Source organism: ANME-2 cluster archaeon, from assembly GCA_014237145.1.
Classification (GTDB): Archaea; Halobacteriota; Methanosarcinia; order Methanosarcinales; family Methanocomedenaceae; genus Methanocomedens_A.
In genome coordinates, this window is sequence record JAAXOC010000003.1 from 1 (window position 1) to 18,212 (window position 18,212).

Below are 18,212 nucleotides of genomic sequence, written 5' to 3' on the forward strand. Positions count from 1 at the left end.
CTGAAATGGTTGTAGTTCCGGATTTGTATACGGCTTTCTTTTATACGCTGGTGGATCTTCTGATCGTAGCGCATTTTTCACAGTGTTTCTCGATAAATCGAGTTGCTTTGCAATTGACCTTGTTCCCATTTTGGGATTTCGCTTCTTTAGGTTCTTTATTGTTATCCAATCTTCCATTGAGATCACCCAAAACCTCCTGCAATAAAACATGAGGATTTTAGTATATAGGGTGGGTCAATTTTCAATGGGAAAAGTGGGGCAATTTTAGGTGGGAATTTTCATCCCTGATACTGATGGGGAAGAATGGTTGATGAGAGGGGCAATTCCGCACAGATACTATTATTTAATCTTGTCATGATGAGATACCCCCCAAGGGGACTTGAGAGATTTGAGGTATGATTGTACTTAGGAGAGGTTTAGATAAGCGCTTGTCTCAAATCATCTAAATTTGTGATTGGAGTCTTGCATGTGAAGTTTTCACAAATATACACAGTTGGATTACCCTGGATGGCTACCCTGTTTCTAATTAATGGTATCATATCCAAAAGTTCATCCAAAGTAACATCAGAATCTATTAAGATGAGGATTCTATTTGGCATAAAATGACGGTTGATCTCAGCCACAAATGCATCGGCCTCTTTAGTGGTTTGACTTACTACCACAATTTGCAAAGGGCTGCTTAGATAAAAATCAACCCCACAAAGCATTTGTGTGTGTGCCAGTGGATTTTGCTCAAGTTCCATACCAAAGGCCCGAAAAATTTTTTCAGCATATGTTGTCAGCTCCTCATTGACAGTTATTGCTGCAAGTCTAAGCAGGTTGTGTGCGGCAATTGAATTACCGGAAGGAGTTGGTCCATCATAAGCTTCCTTTATAGATACAATAAGTTCAGTTTCACCATAGGCATTGAAATAGAATCCTCCATCAGCTTTATCCCAGAACATCTCAATCATACTTTCATTTAATTGGATTGCTTTTTTCAGCCATTGCGAATCGAAACTGGCCTCATACAGATCAAGCAGTGCTGCAATAAAAAAAGTGTAATCTTCCAGATTTGCAGGAATCGCAACTTCGTGATCCCTATAGCGTCTATATAATTGTCCTTCATTTAAGAGATTGTCAAGGATGAACCGAGCTGCTGAAGTTGCCATTTCTAAAAAGCGTTTATCATGCAATACCTGATATCCTGCTGAAAAAGCACTGATCATCAGACCGTTCAATCCGGTAATGATCTTATCATCGGTTGCCGGTCGTACCCTTTGATTACGTGCATTGAGAAGCTGCTGCATGGCCTTAATTGTAGCATCCGGATAGTTCACATCACTAACTGTTTTGGTTATATGAAATACGCTGCTGCCTCCTTCAAAGTTCCCTTGTTGAGTTATTCCGAAGTATTGGCAGATGGTTTCGCTTAGCTCTTTATCAAGAACTGAATTTATTTCAGTATGTGACCATACATAGAATGCACCTTCACTACCTTCGCTATCAGCATCCAATGCTGAGTAAAAACCTCCGTCTGGGCTGGTCATCTCTTGTATTACCCAATCCAGTGTCCGTTTACCTATCTGCGAAAAAAATGAGTCACCTGTAATCTGGTATGCCTCAAAATATACTCTCGATAACAGTGCATTGTCATAGAGCATTTTTTCAAAATGCGGTATAAGCCATTGGTTATCAGTAGAATATCGATGAAAACCTCCACCTAAATAATCAAAAATTCCACCTTCTGCCATTGCATACAGTGTTTTCTCCACCATTGTTAATGCTGATTTCTCTTTGGTACGATGGTAATACCGAAGCAAAAAAGAAAGAAAACCAGGCTGTGGGAACTTTGGTATTTTCACAAGACCATACCTTATATCCGTACCAAATCCTCCATAGTCAGAATCGAACTGAAGTATGAGTTGTTCATAAGCATTATCAAGCAGATCGCTTGAGATTGTTTCAGTCCTTATCTCAGGTTTATGGAGATAGGAATTGTTTAAAAGCTGTAAGATATGTTTGGAATTCTGCTTGATCTGTTCTCGATCATCTCGCCAGATTTGCATAATTGTCTGTAAAAGATCGTTAAAGGCAGGTAAACCATGTCGTGGTTCAGGTGGAAAATATGTTCCGCCATAGAATGGGGTTTTATCAGGTGTGAGAAAAACAGATAGAGGCCAGCCGCCAGTACCTGCAAGCATCTGTACGGACCTCATATAAATTTCATCCAGGTCCGGGCGCTCTTCACGATCAACTTTTATACATATGAAATTTGCATTTAGGATATCAGCTGTTTGTGTGTTTTCAAATGATTCTCGTGCCATCACATGACACCAGTGGCAGGTGGAATATCCAATACTTATAAAGATGGGTTTATCTTCATTTCTGGCACGTGATAGTGCTTCTTTCCCCCATGGAAACCAATCGACCGGATTATAGGCATGCTGTAATAAATATGGACTTTTTTCATTTATTAGAGCATTTGGAGTCCATTTACTTACTTTATTGCCACCTGGCATGATAATAACATTGTTTTGGGGAGAGGTTATGCAATTTTAGCCTATTTAGCACTTTCTTAATAGTTAAACCTCTGGCACTGCATTCTTTATTACCGGAAGATATCCAGAATGATCCATTCTGTATTATACCATCTAATATACCATCTAATCGGTTTTTTTCTTAAAAGTATTGATTCCAATAACAGTGTATAATCCACAGTGTCCAATTATTCCAGTTATCAACATGATAAGTCCTATCAGCACCACAATATAGGCAAGTGCACCAGACAAATCCATTTGTATAGCTCCTGTATATATCAGTATGGATCCGAGAATTACTCAAATAATCCGGTCAACCGTACCTTCATTTGTCTCCATTTATTTACCTCATATTCGTGTAAGTATGATAACCTCAATTTTTTATATGCGTCGTATGCCACAATTGCACCCTGTGGCATTGAAGATGGGCATGGGACAGAATAACCCGATACAATCCAGTGTCTCATCAACATGTATTTCTGAATTATTACCCTGCGTCATAATATTCACCCAAGATAAAAGTTTTTAGCCTCAACATAACAAAACAATCCCATCAATTTCATATCTTCTCCGCAGCAGACCAGGGTACCTCCCCCAACCTGTGTTAACTTCACCTCATTTCCACAGATGGTGCATGTGTATTTTTCTTCCGTTTTATTGACAGCCTTTCAGATCACACGTATCCACTTCAAATTTGTTGGGAATACCACATAGTAACGACACACATCATCAGTCAATGATAGCTACTGATGTTGTAATCTACAATTTGGTATGATTGTATTTTTCCAATTTATCATTAGATTTGAAATGGATACGACCACACTCATTCTTAATCTGTTGCAATATATGTTGCTTCTATGCAATACTCACATAAGAACCTGGGCAGGTCTTTTTCCATTGTTTTCACAGGCATAGGGTAGTGACCTTCCCATATCTCCAGGTCTGCCCTTCGAGCATGTTCCATGCATAATCCCATGCCGCAGACTATGCAGATACTAACAGCTTCTTCTGTCTTATTTTTTTCATCACACATAAAACATTTTAGCATATCTTTCACCACCTTAAATATTTTCCTTTAATGCCGCATGGCATGGCGGGCAGATTATTCGTTTAACATGTTCCAGATCCGTTTTTAATCTTACAGGATATGTTCCATCCCATACAGGTGTTTCCTCCCTGATCATGTGTTCACGGCATACTGCCATTCCACAGACAATACATACTCCCACTGCATCGGTATGTTTTCCTTGTTCTGCACAGATATAACATTTCATAGTATTTTCACCTCTTTATTATAGCCTATCATCAACTCCAGTACCGGTGTCACACTCTGGAATGTAGCAGCTGACATCAATAAATTCGCATTTCTCGTGACATGAAGGACATTGATCCGGCGGTACATCAGCTTCCAATGTATATCCACAGTTCGAACATTTCCAATTGACCATATTATACCTCCTTTTTCTTTCCAGATACGATTCCATTAAAAGAAGATCATTTCACATACAGTGCACATTTACATGCTCCTTTTCGATCCATATCCCTGCTGCGATATGCACACGGACAGATGATCTTCCTATCTTTTTCTTTATCACCTGTAATTACCCTGCAGCTACAGTACACTTCTCCATATTTTTTCTTATTGTTGGCAAGACCTTTTATGGCTGTCATTACAATGTCATAATCAGGATTCAATTTGTACCCTGATTCTGACGCATTCGCTTTAGCCCACTCATACATTTCAGTTTCTAAATCTTTGGATTGTGCCATTATATATCACTCCTTCATTATATATTCTTATCTTTTCTGTATATAAAGTATGACTATGTACACTCAAGTAAATCCAACCGAAGGGAGGATTTTCTTGCTCAATTTCTATAACAGTTAATGTCATTATACAAACCCGGCTATCCGTTCACCCAGTTGCCGGCAGGCTGCTATTCCCTCCTCATCGGGCCGATATCGTATCTGCATCCCTGGCTCGATCAACTTAAATCCAGCCATTTCCAGTTCCTTTTCCATTGCTTTTACAGCACCGCCGCCCCAGCCATATGATCCGAAGGCCACAGCTTGCCTGCCCTTGGGGTGCAATCCTTTAAGGTAGGTCAAGAATCCGCTAACAGACGGAAATATCCCATTGTTCAGGGTAGGAGAACCCACAATGATCACAGGTGCTTCCAGTACCTCTGTTATTATACCGCTCAGATCGATCTTTCTAATGTTTATAAGTTTTACTTCTACTCCGGCCGCTTTTATACCATCCAGTATTGATTTTGCCATGGTATGGGTACTGCCCCACATGGTATCATAGATGATCAGCACTTTTTTAGTAGTCTCACTTCTGGCCCAGCGCCCGTAGGCTGCTATTATCTTTGCCGGATCCTGCCTCCAGATAATGCCGTGACCAGGTGCGATCATGTTGATGTCAATGCCCAGTTCTTTCACAGTGTCAATGTATTTTAGGATGATCCGGCCAAATGGCATCAGGATATTTGCATAATATTCAGCAGCTTCTGCCATTACGTCTCCAACTTCATCATCAAAAGGCTTTGAAGTTGCAATATGCTGACCGAAAGCATCATTTGACAGCAGTATCTTATCTTCTTTAATATAGGTGTGCATACTATCGGGCCAGTGCAGCATGGTTGCTTCGATAAACATCAGGGTCTTGCTGCCCAGGCTTAATTCAGAGCCTGTTTTAACGACCTCGATGGCCCAGTCCTCGCAGCCGTCTGCCTTATAGTGCAGATGCAGACCATCCTTACCATTCTTTGAGCAGTATATCGTTGCGTCTGGCGCTGCTTTCATAATTGTCGGAAGTGATCCTGAATGGTCCATTTCAACATGGTTTACAATTACATAGTCGATCTTTGCGGGATCTACTATCTGGCTTATTCGTTTGAGCATCTCGGCTGAGAACTCAGCTTTTACCGTATCCACAAGCGTAATTTTATCATCCACTACCAGATATGCATTATACGTGGTCCCTTTTGGGGTTACATAGCCATGAAAATCCCTTAAGTTCCAGTCTATTACGCCCACCCAGTATACACCCCGGGCCAATGCCAGCGGTTCTACTTCATCTGTCAATTATAACGCCCCGTATTCTACGTTTCCATTCGAAACTGTGTTGCAGCATCGATAAAGCCGTCAATGAGTTCCACATGTCCGTGTTCAAAAGATGCCATCATATCAAAGAACTCCTTCTGTTCAAAATTGTGTGTCCATACTGCAAGTTCTTTGTAAAAATTCTCGTTCTTTTGCTCAAACCGTAGAGCACTCATCAATACATCCAGCTCACCCGGTTTTTCTTCTGTAAACTCACTGGCAAAAGACCGAGTAAAATCCGGTGGAGCAGCCTCATTTAAAACAGATAAATGCCCTGTTTTCAGAAAATCATTGAGATATTCTATATGCCTGCCCTCTTCTGCTGCCAGGTATTCGAATAGACCTTTTGCAGCTATACCAGTTGAAGTCCCTGCTTTATCAAGATAAAACTTATGTCCCTGCTGTTCAATCGTAAGTGCGGTATTCACTGCATCTTCAAGGGATGCAATATTATCAATTGATCCTTCAAACTCTATCATTATATCTTTCGACATGTTTATCACCCGATTATTACCTGATTATCACTTAATTATCAACAATACTTTTCCGGATTGTTATCGAATTCCTTTTTGCAGCCAGGGGCACAGAAATAATATTTCTTTCCCTTGTATTCTGAAGTGTGCTGTGCTGTTGATTCATCCACTTCCATTTTACATATGGGATCTATTGCCATTTCATATCACCTCTATAGTTTAACTACTCACTCTATATTCCTATTACCTCATAGATTTCCTCAGGACTTTTCAATACTGTGATATTCTCCATCTGCGCAAGTTTTTCGGAATTTGATACATCTACATTGCGCATCTTGAGCTCAAGCGTCTTTCCGGTAGGAGTTATTGTTTTGACAGTACCCCTGACCTGGTCGACCGGCAGTATATAGATAGGAGTATCTCCTTTTGCGGTCTGGGACACAACATTTGTGACCAGGCTGTCCGCAATTCCATTGACGATCTTTGCCACAGTATTTGCTGTTGCAGGTGCGATAAGCAGCAGGTCGTAGAACCCTACCTGAAGCGGACCTGCAATGAAAGGCGAATTGGGCCCGGCATCTGTCTTGAAGTTGTTAAAATCACGCTGGATATCATTCCACATGCGGTACCATTTCAATACAGTTTCACCTTCTTTTGACAGGAATACCATGAATTCAAGGTCTGTCTTTTTCTTTATATTGACCATGACATCATATGTTTCCTGTATCATGTCACCTGAACCGGTAATTCCCCATGCTATCCTTTTCATGTCCCCACCTGTCAATTAATAATTCTTCGCCCACAACTCGAAATATGCCCTTGCATGAGCACATGCCGGACACTCTCCAGGTGCTTCTGTACCTTCATGGATGTATCCGCAGTTACGGCATTTCCATTTTACGACAGTGTCCCGCTTGAATACCATGTTATTTTTAATATTCTCGATCAGTGCACGGTAGCGTTCTTCGTGTGCCTTTTCAGCCACTGCGATATTTCTAAACACTTCTGCAATTTCAGAAAAACCTTCTTTTTGGGCCACTTCAGCAAATTGTGGATACATCGTTGTATGTTCATGATTCTCGCCATCGGCTGCGGCTTCAAGATTTGATGCTGTATCACCTATTATACCTGCTGGAAATGAACCGGTAATTTCTACTTCGCCGCCTTCGAGGAATTTGAATAATCTTTCAGCATGTTCTTTTTCATTATCAGCAGTCTCTATGAAGATGGCTGATATCTGTTCATACCCGGCTTTTTTCGCTGCTGATGCGAAAAATGTATAGCGGTTTCTTGCCTGCGATTCTCCCGCAAAAGCGGTCAATAGGTTCTTTTCCGTCTGCGTTGTTTTTACGCTTGTAATAATTCATACCTCCCGTGTATATTCTAATTAATGATTGTTGTCTAAACCTAATATAATCTTATTTGTAATTAATATTGCTTATAATTCATGTGTCATCGGTTAAGAGTAATATTGTGATAGAACACGGATGACACGGATGCGCGCGGATACGAAAATAAATCCGTCTAATCCGTGTCATCTGTGTTCCATTCAAACTAAATTGGTTAATCATAAAAAATCATTGGTTATTTGAAAAATAATACAAATCGAGCCAGTCAAACTCCTTAACCGATGACTAATGGCTTATAATTTACATGAACAAAATCCTCCTTTCGGCAGATCAACTTGAGTATATAATCCAATACTTTATATATTACCAGAAAATATTAAATAAATCCGGTTACTCTTATTAATTGGTGAAATTATGAAGGATGATATATACGATATTGATTACCCCTGTAAACGTCTGAGAGTGATCTTGGACCAGCTCGTGCCTGATATTGTGCTGAGGTGGAAAGAGATTAAGATGGATAAGGATGAGATCAATAAAAACTTTGGCAACAGGCGCAGGCGGGCATACGAACTGCTGGAAAAGTGCCCATCGGATGATTATACCCCGGAAGTTATCGAGGAAAAATTCAAATGGGCCTATAAGGAATTGAAACTGGAATATCCGTTTTCTGAAGAGCTTCAGGATTGACGGGCAGTGTAAAATATTGGTGGTTAAGAGAGAAAATCTTGATGTCGAGTATTATTTACAGGTCTCGGCAATTAAAGTCCGGGGTCTGGTGGCTGAAGTATCCTGTTAATGCGCATACTTAAAAAATAGCTTATTCAAGTCTTAATTAGAAAATATTTCTTTATTCGATTAATGTCATGATTTTCTTTTTTTTTTTATGATAAATTTCTAAAAACGTTATTTTAGCACCATTATCTGCAAAAATTATACGTATTCCACTTCTGACTCATATTTCGCACCCCTCTTTTGTAATATTTACCTTTTTTCCACCAACAGCCCATTCTCCTTGATATATATCAACATCAAAGCCGGATAGTTCTATGACCCGTTGTCTATTTCGTGAGAGTGGTTTCGGAAGCCAGATGCGTAATTTATTACCTATTCGTTGTGACAGGACAAGTATTGGATTCAACACCACTTCAAGTGCATAAGTGGAATGGCTCAACACATCGGCTACACTTTTTCAAGTGCTCACTAGGTTCAACACATCGAGTACAGTTGTGAAATTTCAGAGTAAAAAAACATAGTGCATCTGATGATGTGTTATGGTAAAACCAACTGAAACATATACAGAAAAGGAACAGGAGCGTATTGATGCGGTCAATCGATATCAAAGGGGCGAACGCCCCTCCAAAATCTGCAAAAGTCTTGGCAGGTCAAGATCATGGTTGCAAAAATGGGTTGGGAGATACAACAGCCTCAATAAAAGCCATGAGAAGGAGTGGTTCAAAGAAGAATCCAGAGCACCGAAGAATGTTCACCGGAAAACGGACTCGGAGATAGAACAGCTTGTGGTGAACGTGCGAAAGTCACTCTTGGAAGGGGCAACCGAAGACACAAAGTATCGCTGTATCGGAGCCGTTGAGATACAATTTCGTATGCACGAGCTTGGTTACTCAGAAGATGTGACCCCAAGCCTGTCAACAATCAAACGCATCATCAAAAGGAACGGCCTGATAGTCCAAAAGAGGAAGCGATACATCAGATGCAAGTCCAAGAAACGGTACACTCTGTTAAATCCTACTAAAGCTAACGATGTCCATCAGATGGACTTTGTGGGACCGCGACACATCAAGGGCTATGGGAGGATCTCGTCCCTGAATTTGATTGATGTTGTTAGCAGCAAGGCACACATCCAGCAGTACGCAGGGCAGACTATGGATGACGTAATCGAGTTCTTGTTCGATTGCTGGACTAAAAATGCGAGTCCTAATTATCTTCAAATGGATAATGGCGCCTCTTTTATCTGTGATTTAATACATTCAAGGCATTTCAGTCGTGTCGTGAGGTTGTGCCTCCATCTCGGTGTCGAGCCCGTGTTTATCGCACCAAGCAAGCCATGGATGAACGGTACAATAGAAGACTTAAATGGGGATTTTGGAGAGAAATTGTGGGAACGAGAACAATGGACAGATCTGGAACACATTCGGAGCGAGGCGAAAACTTTCCTGATGCGGCACAATAATCACCAGGACTGGAAGTATCGGATGACTGATTTGGAGGCTATACCGCACCGCAAACTTCCAGAGGATTTCGAGATTGGTGTGGATAGTCTGCCAATCACAGAGGGAAAAGTGCACTTTATCCGACAGGTGAAGGGAGATGGAACAATCAGTGTGCTGAATGAGGACTTTGATGTCGGTGAATCGTTGGCTTATGAATATGTCTGGGCTACTATCGACACAAAACAGGAACAATTAAAGGTATACTATCGGGACAAGAACGCAGAAGAGGCGAGTCTTATCAAGATTTATGAGTACAAGATTGGTGAAAATATAAAAAGATTTGAATAGAAGTTCTGAACGTGAAAAGTGTACACGATGTTATGGACCTAACATGCACTTGAGGTGTACTCGATGTGTTGAGCCTTTTTGTGTACACGATGTTATGAGCCTTTCCAAATATATATTCTCCACAGACTTTACCTTCATTTCCCGTTTACAATAATTTCCATTACATCAAATATGAAATACTCCGGTTCCATATTTATTTATCCAGCTCGCTCCCGATAGTCCCCATCTTTTCCAGATCCTCCACAAACCTGCTGACCTCACCTGCAAACTTCCCAGCCTCACTTGCCGCCACCCATGCAGTCCTCACACGCCCCTGGTCGATCCCAAGTTCAGCCAGCACATCCCTGAGTACATCCATCCGCTGCTGGGCCCGGGCGTTCCCTGAAATATAATGGCATTCATCCAACCTGCACCCTGCCACCAGCACGCCGTCCGCACCGCCCTTCAATGCCTCCAGCACAAAAGACGGGTTCACCCTTCCCGCACACATCACACGGATGTTCCTGATATTTGTCGGATAGGATACACCCTGCGTCCCTGCCAGGTCTGCCGCCGCATAACTGCACCAGTTGCACAAAAACCCAATGATCAATGGAGTCTCCCTGATATCCTCTGTAGCAGCCCGAACCTGGGCCAGTATCTGCTCATCAGTAGAATGCCTGGTCTGCAGGGCTCCCCGTGGACATGCCGCTGCACAGGTACCGCACCCGCCGCAGGTCAGCTCATCCACAACAGCCTTGCCGTCAATAACTTTGATCCTGCCGTAAGTACATACTTCCTCGCACAACCGGCAGCCATTGCACAGTTCGTCTACTAACCTTACACCCATCACATCTTTTTGGATACTACCGCTGCTAAGCAGTCCCTGTGCCCTGGCAGATGCCGCCATTCCCTGTGCAATAGATACCTGTATCTCTTTTGGTCCCGAAGCACAGCCAGCCACGAACACGCCCCTGGTATGGGTATCCACGGGCCGCATTTTAGGATGGGCTACCTGAATGAACCTATCGGGCCGCCGGCTCAGGTTCAGGTAATCCACAATGCTGTCTGCATTAGTATTTGGCTCCAGGCCCACAGAGAGCACGACCAGGTCAACAGTACTGTCCACTATCTCACCTGTCATGGTATCCTCGTAGGTGATCACAGCCTCACCGTCCACCTCCTTTACCGATGCCACTCTGCCCCTTATGAACTCAACACCTTTCTCCTGCTGCTTGATATAATATTCCTCATAGTTCTCTCCGCCCGCCCTGATATCTATATAATGAACAGTCACATGATTTTCAGGGTTCCTGTTCATAATAAGTCCGGCATTTTTTATAGCAGCCATACAGCACACTCTTGAACAGTACGGGTTGCCCACAGTCTCATCCCTGGAACCTACACACTGGATGAAGGCCACCCGTTTTGCCTCGCGTCCGTCCGAAGGACGGACCAATCGTCCCTGTGTCGGACCCGATGCGTTAAGCATCTGTTCCAGTTCCATGCTGGTAATGACGTTTTTCACAATGCCATATCCGTACTCGGGCTTCCTGGATGCATCAAAAAGATGGTAGCCTGTAGCAACTATAATAGCACCCACATCAAACACCACAAATTCTTCTTTCTGGTCAATATCAATGGCTTCAGGTTCACAGGCCTTCACGCACAGCCCGCAGCCTACACAGTGTTTCGGGTCCACAACTGCCACAAATGGCACTGCCTGGGACATGGGCAGGTAGATAGCCTTACGCAGGCTGAGCCCCCCATCCACTTCCACTGGTACCTCTATAGGACATACGGATCCACACAGTTCGATGCAGCCTTTGCATTTGGATACATCCACATACCTTGGCTTATGCACTACCGATACATGGAAATTCCCTATATGGCCGATGATATCCTGGATTTCAGAATAAGTATGCAGGGTAATGTTCGGATGGTCTGCTGCTTCTGTCATCTTTGGCGCCAGCACGCACATGGAACAGTCATTTGTGGGGAAAACATCATTGAGACGTGCCATCCAGCCGCCAATGGTGGAATCCTGCTCAACAAGGTGGACCTTTATCCCGCTGTCTGCCAGGTTAAGGGCCGCCTGGATGCCTGTCACTCCACCCCCTATCACCAGCACATCCCTGTTGGCGGGTACGCTTTCAACGTTCAGTGGATTAAGCAGCCTTGCCCTTGCAACTCCCATGGCCACCAGGTCCTTGGCTTTTTGGGTGGCATAATGATATGCATCCCTATGCACCCATGAGCACTGCTCCCTGATGTTGACCATCTCGACCAGGTATGGGTTCAGTCCGGCTGCCTGTGCCATTCGCCTGAATGTCACTTCATGCAGCCTTGGTGAACAAGCAGCTACTACAATACGGTCAAGGTCCAGTTCTTGAATATCCTTCTTGATCTCATCCTGCCCCTGGTCACCGCAAGCATAGTTGATATCCTTTGAAACTACAACGTCGGACAGGTTGCCGGCAAATTCGCGGACTGACTCAACATCCAGGTTTCCTGCGATATTGCTGCCGCAGTGGCAAATATAGACTCCTATGCGCACCAGAGCATCCTCCGTTTCTATTTAAGGTAATTGTAGTCAAGAACCTAATATTTGGTAGATAACTTGGACAGAAGTTATCGGTAGTGACTTCAATAGAAATCATCGATACTAATGTCTTGACACTTTGATCTTCAGATAATTATAATTTAACCACAGAGAACACAGAGCTTGTATCTGATTTCACTCTCTGTGCCCTCTGTGGTTTATTGCTTTTTACTTGTTGGAATTTGCATTTTATTAGTAAATATTATTTGGTTTATAACTATATTTATCGCAGCTTAGACTACATGAACGGCTGTTGCTTTAAATGATACGGTCACACGCTTACCCAGCCCAAGCCCCAACTCCAGTGCCGACTGTTTTGTTATGAACGAATTTACCACAAAGCCGCAATCCACCTTTACCCTCAAAAGCGCACCCATCGGTTCAATTTCGATCACCACTCCTTCAAACGCATTCCTGGCACTGCTTTTAACAGGCACTACACTAATTGTCACATTCTCAGGTCGCAGGCACGCATGTACTGTTTCACCAACCGCACACCTTGACACCGCCTCGATCTCACAGCTATCCAGGGCAATATTAGTAAGTCCTTCACTGTTAGAAGTGACTGTTCCTTTCAGCACATTTTCAACCCCCATAAAATGAGCGATACGGTCATTAAGCGGTCTGTCAAACACCTCGTTTGCTGCTGCAACTTGCACTATCCTGCCATCCATCATAACTGCAATGCGATCAGCCAGTATCTGTGCTTCTGTCTGGTTGTGAGTAACATGGATAACCATCAGGTCGGACATGCTGTGTATTTTTTTCAGCAATCGCCTGGTCGTATCCTGGGTCCCGGGGTCAAGGGCGCTAAGCGGCTCATCCAGCAGCAGCACATTCGGTTCAATGAGAAGCACGCGCGCAAGCGCAACCCGCTGCTGCTCACCACCTGAAAGTGTCAGCGGATATCTATGCAGAAGGTGTGAGATGTTCAGGTTCTCAGCCATCCTTTCAACCCTGCTGCGATCCCTGATACCTCTCATGCGCAGTCCGAACTCGATATTCTTCCTGACATCCAGGTGCGGGAAAAGGGAATAGTCCTGGTAAACAAAACCAATATTGCGCTTTTCAGGTGGCAGTCCTGTGACGTTTTTCTCATTAATAAATATCTCACCGCTGTCCGGTGCATGAAATCCTGCAATAAGTTCAAGCAGGAGCGTCTTCCCGGCACCTGTAGGACCAAGTATTACGAAATATTCACCATCCTGCACTTCAAGGTCTAATCCCTTAAGCGCAAATTCTTTCCAGTTCCGGTGCAGACCTTCAATCCTTATCATATATACGCCAGCCCGCGGATAGAAGCCTTACCGCTATGAATATTGTAAGAGTAACCAGTATCAGCAGAACCGCAATAGGTCTTGACGCTGACAGGCCGTAAGACAGATACCTGTCATACACAAGTGTCGGACCGATCATCGGATAATATGCTATGATCACGACAGCACCAAACTCACTTATCGCCCGGGCCCAGCACATGATCGAACCTGCCATTATGTGGCGTGCAGCAAGCGGTAGTGTGACAAATAAAAACGCTTTCCACATAGGAGCACCAAGCGAACGGGCTGTGTTCTCAAGTCTGGGGTCTATATTCTGGAACCCCTCACGCACCGAGTTGGTTAAAAAGGGCGCAGATACAAAGAGCATGGCAATGACAATACCGGCAAATGCGTCTCTGAACTGGATATATGACTCAAGCGGAGCGCCAAGCAAGCCGTTCGCACCAAAGATCGTGAGAAGTGCTATGCCAGCTACCGTATGCGGGACCACAACAGGTATATCCAGCACACTTTCAACAAAACCTTTTGCAAAAAAGTCCTTACGTGCAAGGATATATGCCGCAGGTATCCCAAGTACCAGGGATATCAAAGTTGCAACGAGCCCGGCATACATGGATAATGATATGGACTTGATAACAGACTTTTCGCAAGCCGCATTTATAAGTGCAGGTAGGTCAGTGACTACTTGCTCTATCACCATGTTGGCAAGCGTTACAGCTACAAATAACAGCAGCACCAGAGCCAGGAAAAGAAATACAAGCATAAGTGGCTCAGGTGCTTTTCGGCTTGTGAGCATGGGTCTGGTCTGCTTTTTCTTCAACATACAGATGTTGTTATCGAATTCTTATTATATTAAATTTAACTCTACCAATGAAATTTAACCCCCACTCCCCGTGGTAGAGTCGCCTGTTTATAGTAATGCTCTTAGTTCGGCAGGTACATTTTCCAGATCATTCGTTACTGCTGGTACGATAGGGGGCTGTCCGTTGTCTATGAATACATTCTGTCCGTCAACGCTGAGCAGCAGTTTTATGAACTCGACTCCAAGCTCTGGCTGCATTGCATTGTCTGGAATGGTAATCCCGTAGACGATCGGCGTGCCGACCACTATATTACCGTTTGCGGTCTTGAGCCTGACTGTATTATATTCATCAGCATAATCAACTGAGCTCAGGTCTATCTGCGGTGGGAGTTCCACAAACTTGAATCCATGCTGTACTGCAACACTCCTGTAAATATAGAAATAATCGATCTCGCCCGTCTCAAGTGCAGATGAAAGTTCAACCTCCATACTTCTCATCATTATCTTTTTTGTGTTAGGCTCAATATATTCAGAGGCCGGCATTACTGCTGTAAAGGTTCCATTGTCAAGTGTCATCTCTATTGCGGTATTGTCTCCCATGAGGTCGTCAAAGATGTTATCATCATTATAGTGGGCTTCAGATAGCTGCGTTACCATTACTGAGCGGTAGCCGCAGGGGTCATCATTTGGATTTGAGAAACCAAATGTCACATCAGGTCTGCGGAGTATCTCGTACCAGTTGTCCGAATTGACCTCGCTACTGTATTTGCTGTCATCGGTATAGGCTATGACTATCTGGTTCTTCGCAAACGCAAGGTACCAGTTAGTATATTCCGGCATCATCATTGTCGGAATGAGGGTATAATCGGCTGATGCCAGAATATCTGTCTGTTTGTCGAGCTCTGTTATCTTTTTAATACACGCCCTGCTGCCTGCTGGTTCGCGCTGCACATCCACATTCGGATGAAGCGTTTCGAACTTTTCTTCCAGTTCTGCCATGGGTATGCTAAGGCTGCCTGCATGGAATATCTTGAGTATTGCTTCTTCGTCAGATTCTGTGGTTTGATTGGCGGTAATGTCGTGTGAATCCACGTCACTGTCTGGAGTAGTTTTGTTGTCAATGCATCCGGTTACTGAAAAGATGGCTGTGAGCAGTAAGGATATTGTCAGGATTAGAAAGATATGATTTTTTATTGTCATTGTTATGTTTTAATAAACATAATGGTTGTTAAAGATTGTTATTTTAATTTTGGTTCTTCCTGTGTTTTTAGTACATCTCAGCGCAAGTTTAATCACCGTCAAGCAGCCATTACTTTGCCTTTGTAAGTCCATTTGAAGAGTTTAGCCATCGTGCAGCTAAAGTAGTAGATTAACTCCAGTAGACGAGTTTTAAGGTCTTCTTTGCTCATGAAGCTCGCTCTTTTGAGCAATTTTCTTACCCCTGAAAGCCAGCCTCCCGGATCAGTGCATAAAAACCGGAGAGTAGTATCAGATGAAAGAGGGTGATGTACTCGAGAGTAACTTAAAAAAAGTCTTTTAACTCGGATACATCTTGCACCCTGAAAATATCTGAGGGGATATGGATTCTATCAGGGTGCAAAGTAGTAAATTATATGATAGGGATTTAAAATTTGCTATATTGCGACGCACCCACCCGCCGGCAGCTCCCCGATTAACCGAAAGCCGGACATGCAGCACACACCTTGAAGCCTGGCAGCCTCAATATCCAGCTGGAACTCCTACCAGACAGGTATGCCAGTATCTGGAAATCCCTGAAGGCCAGCCCCGGGTCAGCGCATATAGCCAGGCAGAGGGCAGTACATCCTAACCTTTCTTTGGTGTGCTGGCCTCTCTACCACCTGTTCCCAGGACGTAGACGAGTTTTCCTTCCTTGTGTTGGATGTGTGTTATTCCTTAGCTTTGGTGTACCAGTCGTGTTTTCCAGCTATGAATTCGTTTTTGCCGCCTTTCTTAAGTCGCTTTAGGTTTTTCTTATGGGCATCTCCGTGGACTGGCTTAAGGGAGTCTAGTTTTTCACACGTTTCAAATTCCGAACATTCCCAGCAGCCGTCCAGTTCTTTTTTCTGAACACACCTTCTTATTTTGCAGGATGGATTGCCTCCGCCTTTTCGGCAGCCTCTTTTACAGCGAAATTTTACCATCTGGCCTAAGACTTCATAGCATTCATCATAATGTTTGTAGCTTTTACCATAGGGAGAGCTGGCCATCTCTTTTGCAAATAGATCATACCGTGTCTGCCTGAGCTCCTTTCGCAGGTCCCTGGCCAGATCAGCTACACGGCCAGTATACCCATGACAATCTCCACAGTACAAACCGCAATATGCCACCAAATCCTCACTTTCTTCAGTCATAGCATATACACATCCACCTTTACTAATAAACCGGTCGCTTCTTTAATTTATGGTTTACCCCTGCCCGCTACCGGCAGCAGCACTCCCGATCAAACGAAGGCCGGACCAGCAACACACACCTTGAAGCCTGGCAGCCTCAATATCCGGTCGAAGCTCCTACCAGGCAGATATGCCAATATCCAGATATCTCCAAAGGCCAGCCCAAAATCAGCGCATACTGCCAGGCAGAGGGCAGCCAGACCCACAAAACTCCATCAGACCACACGCCCAATCTGACCTAAGACATACACTCGCAAAATTATAGTAAATATAATTAAGTGTATCTTACATAGTCTACCATGATGTCCAGATATGAAATGAAATAAAAAGCACAGCACGACAAACTTGTTTCTATGGTGGATAACATGCTCGAACTCCAGAAGAAATACCACGGGGTGAGAATGGAGCAAGATAAAGAGATTTATGAGCAGCAGATAAAGATTATTAATGAACAGATTGACAGGCTGGTTTATGATTTTATGGCCTAACAAAAGAGGAGATAAAGGTAGTAGAAGAAAAATGAAACGACAATACTGGAAAGATTAGATCAATACGCATAAAATCGGAGAGAAAAACAAAATGCAAACCGCAACAAAAGCTATCGAAACAACAGGAACGATTGACGCCCAGCACCATCTTGTTCTGGATGGGGCGCTGCCCATCACCGGACCGACTCGTGTCCGTGTAATCATCCTGGTGCCTGAAGAAACTGACATAAATGAGACAGAATGGCTTCAGGCAGCAGCCGCGAACCCAGCCTTCTATTTCCTGAAAGATACTGAAGAGGACATCTACACACTTTCTGATGGGAGACCGTTCTATGATGAAGGGTAAAGTCGTTCTGGTGCCTTTTCCGTTCGATGATCTTTCGACGACCAAAGTACGACCAGCGGTCTGCCTGACAGACGCCGTCGGTCCACATCGCCATGTTATTATGGCTTTTATCAGCAGCCGGATGCCAGTTGATCAACTGGAAACGGATCTGATACTAAATTCAGGGGATGCAGACTTCGCCATGACCGGGTTACTAGTGACATCAACACTCCGGCTGCACCGTCTGATGACGGTCACGACAGCACTTATCAAACGGGAATTGGGAGAATTATCGCCCAAAATGCAGGATGAAGTAGCGAACAAACTGCAAAAACTATTTGGTCTGGCATAAAATCG

The 18,212-nt window shown here is 43.6% G+C and carries 23 protein-coding genes; 5 read left to right on the forward strand and 18 right to left on the reverse strand.

From position 1 onward, the window contains the following. Positions 1–416: 416 nt before the first annotated feature. From HF974_00405 to HF974_00460, 12 genes are all read right to left on the reverse strand, one after another. Positions 417–2,501 (reverse strand): thioredoxin domain-containing protein, encoded by a 2,085-nt coding sequence (locus HF974_00405; protein MBC2696809.1) that lies wholly within the window; start codon positions 2,499–2,501, stop codon positions 417–419. Between the two features lie 144 nt (positions 2,502–2,645). After that, complete coding sequence (locus HF974_00410) at positions 2,646–2,777, reverse strand: DUF2892 domain-containing protein (GenBank protein ID MBC2696810.1); 132 nt, start codon at positions 2,775–2,777, stop codon at positions 2,646–2,648. A gap of 248 nt (positions 2,778–3,025) precedes the next feature. Then, positions 3,026–3,148, reverse strand: a complete 123-nt coding sequence (locus tag HF974_00415) for a hypothetical protein (protein MBC2696811.1) — start codon at positions 3,146–3,148, stop codon at positions 3,026–3,028. A gap of 200 nt (positions 3,149–3,348) precedes the next feature. After that, positions 3,349–3,567, reverse strand: a complete 219-nt coding sequence (locus HF974_00420; protein MBC2696812.1) for a DUF2180 family protein — start codon at positions 3,565–3,567, stop codon at positions 3,349–3,351. A gap of 13 nt (positions 3,568–3,580) precedes the next feature. Continuing rightward, on the reverse strand, positions 3,581–3,793 hold the full coding sequence (locus HF974_00425) for a DUF2180 family protein (protein MBC2696813.1): 213 nt from the start codon (positions 3,791–3,793) through the stop codon (positions 3,581–3,583). Continuing rightward, positions 3,790–3,942 (reverse strand): hypothetical protein, encoded by a 153-nt coding sequence (locus tag HF974_00430; GenBank protein ID MBC2696814.1) that lies wholly within the window; start codon positions 3,940–3,942, stop codon positions 3,790–3,792. The genes HF974_00425 and HF974_00430 overlap by 4 nt, the downstream gene beginning before the upstream one ends. Before the next feature lie 71 nt (positions 3,943–4,013). Next, on the reverse strand, positions 4,014–4,289 hold the full coding sequence (locus tag HF974_00435; protein MBC2696815.1) for an FtrB: 276 nt from the start codon (positions 4,287–4,289) through the stop codon (positions 4,014–4,016). A 123-nt stretch (positions 4,290–4,412) separates the two neighbouring features. Then, on the reverse strand, positions 4,413–5,609 hold the full coding sequence (locus tag HF974_00440) for an MBL fold metallo-hydrolase (protein MBC2696816.1): 1,197 nt from the start codon (positions 5,607–5,609) through the stop codon (positions 4,413–4,415). A 17-nt stretch (positions 5,610–5,626) separates the two neighbouring features. Beyond that, the gene (locus tag HF974_00445) at positions 5,627–6,121 is read right to left on the reverse strand and encodes a ferritin family protein (GenBank protein ID MBC2696817.1); all 495 of its coding nucleotides are present in this window, start codon (positions 6,119–6,121) and stop codon (positions 5,627–5,629) included. 38 nt (positions 6,122–6,159) lie between these two features. Further along, the gene (locus HF974_00450; protein MBC2696818.1) at positions 6,160–6,300 is read right to left on the reverse strand and encodes a YHS domain-containing protein; all 141 of its coding nucleotides are present in this window, start codon (positions 6,298–6,300) and stop codon (positions 6,160–6,162) included. A gap of 32 nt (positions 6,301–6,332) precedes the next feature. After that, positions 6,333–6,869 carry an archaeoflavoprotein AfpA gene (gene afpA, locus HF974_00455; protein MBC2696819.1) on the reverse strand — a complete coding sequence of 179 codons (537 nt, stop codon included), beginning with the start codon at positions 6,867–6,869 and terminating at the stop codon, positions 6,333–6,335. A gap of 15 nt (positions 6,870–6,884) precedes the next feature. Continuing rightward, the gene (locus HF974_00460) at positions 6,885–7,460 is read right to left on the reverse strand and encodes a rubrerythrin family protein (protein MBC2696820.1); all 576 of its coding nucleotides are present in this window, start codon (positions 7,458–7,460) and stop codon (positions 6,885–6,887) included. A gap of 403 nt (positions 7,461–7,863) precedes the next feature. Between HF974_00460 and HF974_00465 the strand changes: the two genes are divergently transcribed. After that, on the forward strand, positions 7,864–8,139 hold the full coding sequence (locus HF974_00465; protein MBC2696821.1) for a hypothetical protein: 276 nt from the start codon (positions 7,864–7,866) through the stop codon (positions 8,137–8,139). A 584-nt stretch (positions 8,140–8,723) separates the two neighbouring features. Next, positions 8,724–9,971, forward strand: coding sequence for a DDE-type integrase/transposase/recombinase (locus HF974_00470; protein ID MBC2696822.1), 1,248 nt, complete (start codon positions 8,724–8,726; stop codon positions 9,969–9,971). 193 nt (positions 9,972–10,164) lie between these two features. Here HF974_00470 and HF974_00475 read toward each other — a convergent pair whose 3' ends face one another. The 4 genes from HF974_00475 to wtpA form a co-directional block, all read right to left on the reverse strand. After that, positions 10,165–12,507 carry a hydrogenase iron-sulfur subunit gene (locus tag HF974_00475; protein ID MBC2696823.1) on the reverse strand — a complete coding sequence of 781 codons (2,343 nt, stop codon included), beginning with the start codon at positions 12,505–12,507 and terminating at the stop codon, positions 10,165–10,167. Between the two features lie 278 nt (positions 12,508–12,785). Beyond that, positions 12,786–13,829 carry an ATP-binding cassette domain-containing protein gene (locus tag HF974_00480; protein MBC2696824.1) on the reverse strand — a complete coding sequence of 348 codons (1,044 nt, stop codon included), beginning with the start codon at positions 13,827–13,829 and terminating at the stop codon, positions 12,786–12,788. After that, on the reverse strand, positions 13,816–14,625 hold the full coding sequence (locus tag HF974_00485) for an ABC transporter permease (GenBank protein MBC2696825.1): 810 nt from the start codon (positions 14,623–14,625) through the stop codon (positions 13,816–13,818). Before HF974_00485 ends, HF974_00480 begins: the two co-directional genes overlap by 14 nt. A gap of 114 nt (positions 14,626–14,739) precedes the next feature. After that, a complete protein-coding gene (gene wtpA / locus HF974_00490) occupies positions 14,740–15,831 on the reverse strand; it encodes a tungstate ABC transporter substrate-binding protein WtpA (GenBank protein MBC2696826.1) in 1,092 nt (363 codons plus the stop codon). 379 nt (positions 15,832–16,210) lie between these two features. Between wtpA and HF974_00495 the strand changes: the two genes are divergently transcribed. Further along, on the forward strand, positions 16,211–16,459 hold the full coding sequence (locus HF974_00495; protein ID MBC2696827.1) for a hypothetical protein: 249 nt from the start codon (positions 16,211–16,213) through the stop codon (positions 16,457–16,459). A 79-nt stretch (positions 16,460–16,538) separates the two neighbouring features. On the opposite strand, the gene HF974_00500 is transcribed toward HF974_00495, so the two are convergent. Together HF974_00500 and HF974_00505 are read right to left on the reverse strand one after the other, a co-directional pair. Continuing rightward, the gene (locus HF974_00500; protein MBC2696828.1) at positions 16,539–17,003 is read right to left on the reverse strand and encodes a DUF3795 domain-containing protein; all 465 of its coding nucleotides are present in this window, start codon (positions 17,001–17,003) and stop codon (positions 16,539–16,541) included. Positions 17,004–17,092: 89 nt separating this feature from the next. Beyond that, positions 17,093–17,248: a hypothetical protein gene (locus tag HF974_00505; GenBank protein MBC2696829.1), complete on the reverse strand. Its 156-nt coding sequence runs from the start codon at positions 17,246–17,248 to the stop codon at positions 17,093–17,095. A 373-nt stretch (positions 17,249–17,621) separates the two neighbouring features. On the opposite strand from HF974_00505, the gene HF974_00510 reads away from it, so the two are divergent. Next, on the forward strand, positions 17,622–17,876 hold the full coding sequence (locus HF974_00510; protein MBC2696830.1) for a hypothetical protein: 255 nt from the start codon (positions 17,622–17,624) through the stop codon (positions 17,874–17,876). Continuing rightward, positions 17,866–18,207 (forward strand): type II toxin-antitoxin system PemK/MazF family toxin, encoded by a 342-nt coding sequence (locus tag HF974_00515; GenBank protein MBC2696831.1) that lies wholly within the window; start codon positions 17,866–17,868, stop codon positions 18,205–18,207. The genes HF974_00510 and HF974_00515 overlap by 11 nt, the downstream gene beginning before the upstream one ends. Positions 18,208–18,212: the final 5 nt, after the last annotated feature.

What these genes read in the sequence shown, in the direction of transcription:
- HF974_00500 (MBC2696828.1), bottom strand. Translation starts at nt 17,003, where the DNA reads ATGACTGAAGAAAGTGAGGATTTGGTGGCATATTGCGGTTTGTACTGT.
- afpA (MBC2696819.1), bottom strand. Translation starts at nt 6,869, where the DNA reads ATGAAAAGGATAGCATGGGGAATTACCGGTTCAGGTGACATGATACAG.
- HF974_00405 (MBC2696809.1), bottom strand. Translation starts at nt 2,501, where the DNA reads ATGCCAGGTGGCAATAAAGTAAGTAAATGGACTCCAAATGCTCTAATA.
- HF974_00485 (MBC2696825.1), bottom strand. Translation starts at nt 14,625, where the DNA reads ATGCTCACAAGCCGAAAAGCACCTGAGCCACTTATGCTTGTATTTCTT.
- HF974_00465 (MBC2696821.1), top strand. Translation starts at nt 7,864, where the DNA reads ATGAAGGATGATATATACGATATTGATTACCCCTGTAAACGTCTGAGA.
- wtpA (MBC2696826.1), bottom strand. Translation starts at nt 15,831, where the DNA reads ATGACAATAAAAAATCATATCTTTCTAATCCTGACAATATCCTTACTG.
- HF974_00510 (MBC2696830.1), top strand. Translation starts at nt 17,622, where the DNA reads ATGCAAACCGCAACAAAAGCTATCGAAACAACAGGAACGATTGACGCC.
- HF974_00470 (MBC2696822.1), top strand. Translation starts at nt 8,724, where the DNA reads ATGGTAAAACCAACTGAAACATATACAGAAAAGGAACAGGAGCGTATT.
- HF974_00515 (MBC2696831.1), top strand. Translation starts at nt 17,866, where the DNA reads ATGAAGGGTAAAGTCGTTCTGGTGCCTTTTCCGTTCGATGATCTTTCG.
- HF974_00420 (MBC2696812.1), bottom strand. Translation starts at nt 3,567, where the DNA reads ATGCTAAAATGTTTTATGTGTGATGAAAAAAATAAGACAGAAGAAGCT.
- HF974_00495 (MBC2696827.1), top strand. Translation starts at nt 16,211, where the DNA reads ATGGATTCTATCAGGGTGCAAAGTAGTAAATTATATGATAGGGATTTA.
- HF974_00435 (MBC2696815.1), bottom strand. Translation starts at nt 4,289, where the DNA reads ATGGCACAATCCAAAGATTTAGAAACTGAAATGTATGAGTGGGCTAAA.
- HF974_00410 (MBC2696810.1), bottom strand. Translation starts at nt 2,777, where the DNA reads ATGGATTTGTCTGGTGCACTTGCCTATATTGTGGTGCTGATAGGACTT.
- HF974_00425 (MBC2696813.1), bottom strand. Translation starts at nt 3,793, where the DNA reads ATGAAATGTTATATCTGTGCAGAACAAGGAAAACATACCGATGCAGTG.
- HF974_00450 (MBC2696818.1), bottom strand. Translation starts at nt 6,300, where the DNA reads ATGGCAATAGATCCCATATGTAAAATGGAAGTGGATGAATCAACAGCA.
- HF974_00445 (MBC2696817.1), bottom strand. Translation starts at nt 6,121, where the DNA reads ATGTCGAAAGATATAATGATAGAGTTTGAAGGATCAATTGATAATATT.
- HF974_00480 (MBC2696824.1), bottom strand. Translation starts at nt 13,829, where the DNA reads ATGATAAGGATTGAAGGTCTGCACCGGAACTGGAAAGAATTTGCGCTT.